Genomic DNA, 6,296 nt, shown 5'->3' with positions numbered 1-6,296 from the left:
GCCATGCTGGACGAAAGCTGCGGCATGGCGGTGCAGCTCGCGCTCGACGGCAGCCGCGCCATCGCCACGCTCGATTTGCGCATCGACTACCAGAAGCCGGCCAAGCCCGGCCTCGACATCAAGGCGCATTCGATCTGCTATCACGTCACGCGCTCGATCGCCTTCGTGCGCGCGACCGCCTATCAGGACACCGAGCAGGATCCGGTGGCGACCGCCGCCGCCTGCTTCATGATCGGCGCCAACCGCACCAACATGCTGCAGGACAGGGACGCCGATGAGGTGCCCGTTCTCGATTGTCCCGACGACGACACCGGCCCGTTCGCCAGGAGCCCCTTCGCCCGCTGCCTCGGCATCCGCGTCGCGGAAGACGGCGTGCTGCACATGCCGTTCTCGCCAAGGATCATCGGCAATCCGGTGCTGCCCGCCATCCACGGCGGCATCACCGGCGCCTTTCTGGAGACAACGGCGATCGTCGGCGTCGCCCGCGAACTCGGCTTCGCAGCGCCGCCCAAGCCGATCGGCCTGACCATCAACTATCTGCGTTCGGGACGCGCGTTGGACAGCTTTGCCAACGTCTCGATCGTCAAGCAGGGCCTGCGCATCGTCGCGTTCCAGGCGCAGGCCTGGCAGGACGACGCAACAAGGCCGATCGCGACGGCGTTCGGGCATTTCAAGCTGAGGCGGGCTCGGGAAGATTAGGAAGCCCTGCATCATCATCCCGCAATCTCGTAGACGCCCGCCGCCTCGCAGGCTCCGTTCACAGCGAGCGTGAGATCAACAGCTTCATGATCTCGTTGGTGCCGCCATAGATCTTCTGGATCCGGGAATCGATGAACATCCGCGAGATCGGATATTCCTGCATGTAGCCATAGCCGCCAAACAGCTGCAGGCATTCGTCGGCGGTCTGCACCTGCTTTTCCGAGCACCAGTATTTCGCCATCGACGCGGTGACGGTGTCGAGATCCCCGGCGACGAGGCGCTCGACGCACCAGTCGACGAAGACGCGCGCGATGACAGCTTCGGTCTTGCGCTCGGCAAGCTTGAAGGCGGTGTTCTGGAAATCCAGCAGCGGCTTGCCGAAGGCGGTGCGCTCCTTCGTGTAGTCGGCGGTGAGTTTTATCGCGCGCTCCATCGAGGCGACGGCGCCGACCGCGAGCGCGAGGCGCTCCTGCGGCAGTTGCTGCATCAACTGGACAAAGCCCTGCCCTTCTTCCCCGCCGAGCAGGTTCTCGGGCGGCACGACGACATTGTCGAAGAACAATTCGGACGTGTCTGATGCATGCAGGCCGATCTTGTCGAGGTTGCGGCCGCGGCGATAGCCGTCCGCGCCTGATGTCTCGACCACGATCAGCGAGAGGCCCTTGGCGCCGGCTTCGCCGGTGCGTGCGACCACGACGACGAGATCGGCGGCCTGGCCGTTGGTGATGAACGTCTTCTGGCCGTTGATGACATAGGAATTGCCCTGCTTCTTCGCACTGGTCTTGACGCTTTGCAGGTCGGAGCCGGTGCCGGGCTCGGTCATCGCGATGGCGCCGACCATCTCGCCGGAGGCCATCTTCGGCAACCAGCGCTGCTTCTGCTCCTCGGAGCCGTAGTTGAGAATGTAGTGCGCGACGATCGCGCTGTGCACGGAGACGCCGGTCGTCACTTCCGGCACCGTGCTCTCGATGTCCTCAAGAACAGCGGCATCATAGGCGAAGGTCGCGCCGAGCCCGCCATAGGCCTCCGGCACGCTCGGCAGCAGCGCCCCCATCTCGCCAAGCCCGCGCCAGGCGAAGCGGTCGACCATCTTCTGCTCGCGCCACTTCTCCGCATGCGGCGCCAGGTCCTTCGCGAGGTATTTGCGGAACTGATCGCGGAAGACGTCGAGTTCTTCCGTCATCCAGGAGGAACGGTATGACATGTGACCCTCGTTATCAAATGAGCAGACCGCCGGCGACGACGGATGCCGGGACAGGGCTTGCGCGTTGCCCGCTCCCGACGGATAGGATCGGGCATGTCGACGGGTTTCGCAAGCGCTCGCCGGCACAACGGCGGATGACGCTGGAGAACTCGCTTTCGAAGGCGCGCGCTGCCAAAATATCGAAAACAACCCCATGCAAAGCGGCAGGCGGCCGCCGGCATTCGGAAAAGCAACTTGACACGTCGGGCAAATCAGGAGCATTTTTCGATTATTCCGAAATCCGGCATGCGCCCGTCGCCCCGCAATATCAGGTGCGTCCGTCGCGATTGCGGCTCAAAACCCTCACCGACACTTGAAATTGCACCCACGCCGCCGCGGCGAGCGATCGCCTGCGCGCGCCTCGCCCAGGGAATCCCGACATGAACACCGCGCCCGACCTCACTGTAGCAACGGCGATCGCCGCAACGGACCAGACCAACGCTGCCGCAGCCCCGCGAATAAAACTGCAGTCGCACGGTTTCTCCATCGACCATCCGGACCCTGAACTCGGCGACCGGCTCATGGCTGCTACACTGGGCGTCGCCGACCGCGAGGCGATGCATGGCATCATCAGGCAATTGGTGAAGGCCAGCGTGAGCGGCGAGGGCCCCGACGAGGTCACCCTCTCCTTCATGCTGTCTATGGTGAAGAGCATTCGCCCACGGGATGCCGTCGAGGCCATGCTGGTGGCGCAGATGGTTTCGGTTCACGTGATGGCGATGCGATGCGCCCATCACCTCGCTGACGCCGACGACCTCGCCCAGCACGACAGCGCCGCCCGCGCATTGGGCCGGCTCGCCCGCACCTTTCCCGCCCAGATCGAGGCGCTGAACCGCTACCGCAGCCAGGGTGAGCCCGCCATCACCGTGCAGAACGTGTCGGTCACCGACGGCGGCAAGGCCATCGTCGGCAATGTCACGCAGCATGCGCGGGTGATCGTGTCGGACAAGAAGGCGGCATCCGCGGCGCGGAATGCGCCGAAGGCCGCGAGCGCCAGGCGACGGCGCGAAGCCGCTGATGCCAGGCGGGAGGCACAGCCATGAGCGGTCACATCGGAAATGCCGCCCCGATGCTGGCGAGCCCGCGTTGCGGCGCCAAGACCCGTTCCGGCGGCGCGTGCCGCTCGCCTGCGGTGCACGGCAGGAAGCGCTGCCGCATGCACGGTAGTGCGCCGGGGTCCGGCGCGCCAAGGGCGAACCGGAACGCGCGCAAGCACGGCCTGTTCACCGGGGCCGCGATCGCTGAGCGACAGCAGATTCGGACATTGTTGGGAGAATCGCGGAGACTACTGGAAGAGATGAAGTGATTGCCGTTGCGAGCGGCTCAGATGTCGATTGTTCGGCGATCCGATCGCGGTAAGAGTTTTATGCACTGTCATCGCAACTCCGGCGCTTGGCCTACAGCCGCCACTGTGACCCCACGATTTCGCCATACGCATCGTGTTGTTCGCCCGTACGACCCTTCCCGTCAGGCTAGCCTTCGGAAACATGGACATGGGCGGTGATTTCATTGGCGGGTAGCGGCAGGAGAACGGCACGGCAAGCGAGACCCGGACAGCATAGCGCGAAGGTGCTTGCTTGCGGCTCATGGCTGCTCTCGTGTGTCATTGTCGCCGGCATTCCGACGCAAACGGCATTGGCGGAAACCGCCGCGCCGTCCGCGACACGCGTCGCTGATAACGAAAAAGAGCAAAGTGGGCCTGGCGCCGCGCAGGCATCCCGCACGCAGAAGTCCGAACCCGAACCAGTCCTGCGACAGAATGAGGTGCAGAAGCCAGCGCCGGAAGCTGCCGTTCAAATGCCAGAGGCACGGAAACCGAGCCAAGAGGCCAAGGATCTGCCTAAGGATTTGCCGGTACCGCAGATCGTCTTGCCGGGCGATCTGGCGAAGAAGATCGGCCAGAAGATCTGGCTGAATGAAACAGGCGGAAAAATTGATGCGATCACGTCATGGAATGCGAACGAGGAATTCGCTTCCCTCGGCATCGGTCATTTCATCTGGTTTCCGGTCGGCAAATGGCTGCCTTTCGAGGAGAGCTTTCCGGCCCTGCTCGAGTTCATGCGCAAGAAGAACGTGCGTTTGCCCGCCTGGCTGGACCAGACGCAAATTCCGGCCAACCCGTGGACCAGCCGGGCCGAGTTCAGGAAGCACGCCAACTCGCCGCAGATGAAAGAGTTGAGGCAGTTCATGCTCGACACCGTGACCGAGCAGACGCAATTCATGATGGCGCGCGCGCAAGGCGCGATGGAGAAGATCCTCAAGACGGCGCCCGACGGCCCGGAGCGCGACCATATCGTCATCCAGTTCACGCGCGTCGTTCGCGCTAGCGAGAATTTTTATCCGCTGATCGACTACATCAATTTCAAGGGCGAGGGCACCAACCCGAACGAGGCCGCCATGAACAAGGAGACCGGGCTGCGGCAGGGCTGGGGTCTCAAGCAGGTGCTGCTCAGGATGAACGGTGTGACCGGCGATCCGAAGGCCGTGCGCGCCGAATTCGCCGATGCGGCGCAGTTCGTCCTGCAACAGCGGATTCGCAACCTTCCCTCCAACCGCGTCTTCGAGGTCGGCTGGCTGCGCCGCATCGCGACCTACCGCCGCCCGATCGCAGATCCGGAATCGAGCCCCGAACGGGCGCTGAGGAAATCGCTGCGGGTGACGGCGGCGAGATAGCTTTCCTGTGAAGGGGACAGTTGCCGCTTTTGCGGATGCGTGAGGCTGCTTGCTCTCGATGGTGAAGAGCATTCGCTCGCGGGATGCCGTCGAGGCCATGCTGGTGGCGCAGATGGTTTCGGTTCACGTGATGGCGATGCGATGCGCCCATCACCTCGCCGACGCCGACGACCTCGCCCAGGACGACAGCGCCGCGCGCGTACTCGGCCGGCTCGCCCGCACGTTCCCCATGCAGATCGAAGCGCTGAACCGCTACCGCAGCCAGGGCGAGCCCGCCATCACCGTGCAGAACGTCTCGGTCGGCGACGGCGGCAAGGCCATCATCGGCAACGTCACGCAACATGCGCGCGTGATCGTGGCGGACAAAAGCCCGGCGTCGGCAGCGCGGAAGGCGCCGAAGGCTGCGGGCTCCAGGCGAAGGCCCGCTCCGCTGATGCCAGGCGGGAAGCTGGGGCATGAGCGATCACACCGGAACTACCGGCCTGATGCTGGGGAGCCCGCGCTGTGGCGCCAAAACCCGCTCCGGCTGCGCCTGCCGCTCGCCGGCGGTGTACGGCAAAAAGCGCTGCCGCATGCACGGCGGCGCACCGGGGTCCGGCGCGCCAAGGGCGAACCGGAACGCGCGAAAGCACGGCCTGTTCACCAGGGATGCGATCGCGGAGCGAAGGCGGATTCGGGCGTTTGTTGGGTGAAGCGCGGAAGCTGCTGGAGGAGATGAAGTGATCTGCTTTCGCAAAGAGCGCGCAAGCCAAGGAAATTGGCGACCGATCAATCAAATCCGTTGGCGGAACGGATTAGATGTTGATTGCACGGCGATCAGATCGCATTCCGGAGAGGATTGACGATCTCGATGCCGGCAAAGTCCTTCTCGTTGTCGGTGACGACGATGCAGTCGTTGGCCTCGGCAATCGCGGCGATGATCGTGTCGAGAGCGCTGCGCGGCCTTCCCTTTGTGGTTCCCTCAGCCATCAAGCGGGCCCAGATCAGGGCCGCCTTTTCGTCAAATGGCAGCACGCGGCCAGCGAAAAGCGCCGATGGCCCTTCCGGACCGGAAAACCAGGCATCAAGCTGGTCACGCTTCCGCCCGGCGGGCTTTTCCAGTATGCCGCGTCGGATTTCGGCGACCGTGAGCGAGGCAATGAACAGATCGTCGTCGACCTGCCCTTCCATCCAGGTCAGCAGCGCTTCCGAAGGCACAGGCCTTGTGACCTTGCTGATGATGTTGGTGTCGAGCAGATAACGGCTCACAGTTCAACCTTGCGCCCGGCTTCGAACTGGCGAACTGGAGCGATATCGCTACCTACGAGAGGCGAACGGCGAAGGGCCTCAAGAATGCCGCCCTTCCTGGGCGGCTCACCGGAAACCGTCTGACTGACTGCGGCCCGCAGCCGTGCGGCATCCGGCCCGTCCTCCGCCAGGCGTCGCGCGAGTGACCGGATGAGGTCGCGGTCACCGTCGAGCCCGAGAACCTCGAACCGGGCCATTCCCCGCATTTGGAGACGATTCCGGTAGTTCCTGATCGCGCGCTTCTGAGATTTGCTGCCCATGGCGCTCTCCACCGATATATCCAGTAATATATCCAGAATTCAAGCAGATCGCAAGGCCGGCCGGAAGTGCTGTCGGTAACACACGATATGTCCGGTTTAGGTAGCACACGATCTGTCCGGTATTTTGGCCCTTT

General features: G+C 63.8%; 9 protein-coding genes. 6 read left to right on the top strand and 3 right to left on the bottom strand.

What is annotated here, in order from left to right; all coding sequences use genetic code 11:
* Positions 1–699: PaaI family thioesterase (locus V7E26_RS28650; protein WP_324422755.1), on the top strand; the 699-nt coding region annotated here is incomplete at its 5' end.
* 58 nt (positions 700–757) lie between these two features.
* Here the strand turns inward: V7E26_RS28650 and V7E26_RS28645 are convergent.
* Positions 758–1,903, bottom strand: a complete 1,146-nt coding sequence (locus V7E26_RS28645) for an acyl-CoA dehydrogenase family protein (protein ID WP_324422754.1) — start codon at positions 1,901–1,903, stop codon at positions 758–760.
* Positions 1,904–2,037: 134 nt separating this feature from the next.
* On the opposite strand from V7E26_RS28645, the gene V7E26_RS28640 reads away from it, so the two are divergent.
* The 5 genes from V7E26_RS28640 to V7E26_RS30095 all read left to right on the top strand — a co-directional run bounded on the left by V7E26_RS28640 (position 2,038) and on the right by V7E26_RS30095 (position 5,333).
* Positions 2,038–2,259, top strand: a complete 222-nt coding sequence (locus V7E26_RS28640) for a hypothetical protein (protein ID WP_324422753.1) — start codon at positions 2,038–2,040, stop codon at positions 2,257–2,259.
* Positions 2,260–2,322: 63 nt separating this feature from the next.
* Positions 2,323–2,985 carry a hypothetical protein gene (locus V7E26_RS28635; protein ID WP_324422752.1) on the top strand — a complete coding sequence of 221 codons (663 nt, stop codon included), beginning with the start codon at positions 2,323–2,325 and terminating at the stop codon, positions 2,983–2,985.
* Complete coding sequence (locus V7E26_RS28630; RefSeq protein WP_324422751.1) at positions 2,982–3,248, top strand: HGGxSTG domain-containing protein; 267 nt, start codon at positions 2,982–2,984, stop codon at positions 3,246–3,248. Before V7E26_RS28635 ends, V7E26_RS28630 begins: the two co-directional genes overlap by 4 nt.
* 542 nt (positions 3,249–3,790) lie before the next feature.
* Positions 3,791–4,615 (top strand): hypothetical protein, encoded by an 825-nt coding sequence (locus V7E26_RS28625; protein ID WP_324422750.1) that lies wholly within the window; start codon positions 3,791–3,793, stop codon positions 4,613–4,615.
* 49 nt (positions 4,616–4,664) lie between these two features.
* Positions 4,665–5,333: a hypothetical protein gene (locus tag V7E26_RS30095; protein WP_442893496.1), complete on the top strand. Its 669-nt coding sequence runs from the start codon at positions 4,665–4,667 to the stop codon at positions 5,331–5,333.
* Between the two features lie 98 nt (positions 5,334–5,431).
* Here the strand turns inward: V7E26_RS30095 and V7E26_RS28615 are convergent, their stop codons facing one another.
* The gene (locus tag V7E26_RS28615) at positions 5,432–5,863 is read right to left on the bottom strand and encodes a PIN domain-containing protein (RefSeq protein ID WP_324422748.1); all 432 of its coding nucleotides are present in this window, start codon (positions 5,861–5,863) and stop codon (positions 5,432–5,434) included.
* Positions 5,860–6,162, bottom strand: a complete 303-nt coding sequence (locus V7E26_RS28610) for a hypothetical protein (RefSeq protein WP_324422747.1) — start codon at positions 6,160–6,162, stop codon at positions 5,860–5,862. Before V7E26_RS28610 ends, V7E26_RS28615 begins: the two co-directional genes overlap by 4 nt.
* Positions 6,163–6,296 lie beyond the last annotated feature (134 nt).

It is taken from the genome of Bradyrhizobium sp. (genome assembly GCF_036735945.1).
Taxonomy (GTDB): Bacteria; Pseudomonadota; Alphaproteobacteria; order Rhizobiales; family Xanthobacteraceae; genus Bradyrhizobium.
Note: the sequence above shows the minus strand (reverse complement) of the source record. Positions and strands in the feature narration are given on the sequence as shown.

What these genes read in the sequence shown, in the direction of transcription:
- V7E26_RS28610 (WP_324422747.1), bottom strand. Translation starts at nt 6,162, where the DNA reads ATGGGCAGCAAATCTCAGAAGCGCGCGATCAGGAACTACCGGAATCGT.
- V7E26_RS28640 (WP_324422753.1), top strand. Translation starts at nt 2,038, where the DNA reads ATGACGCTGGAGAACTCGCTTTCGAAGGCGCGCGCTGCCAAAATATCG.
- V7E26_RS28630 (WP_324422751.1), top strand. Translation starts at nt 2,982, where the DNA reads ATGAGCGGTCACATCGGAAATGCCGCCCCGATGCTGGCGAGCCCGCGT.
- V7E26_RS28635 (WP_324422752.1), top strand. Translation starts at nt 2,323, where the DNA reads ATGAACACCGCGCCCGACCTCACTGTAGCAACGGCGATCGCCGCAACG.
- V7E26_RS28645 (WP_324422754.1), bottom strand. Translation starts at nt 1,903, where the DNA reads ATGTCATACCGTTCCTCCTGGATGACGGAAGAACTCGACGTCTTCCGC.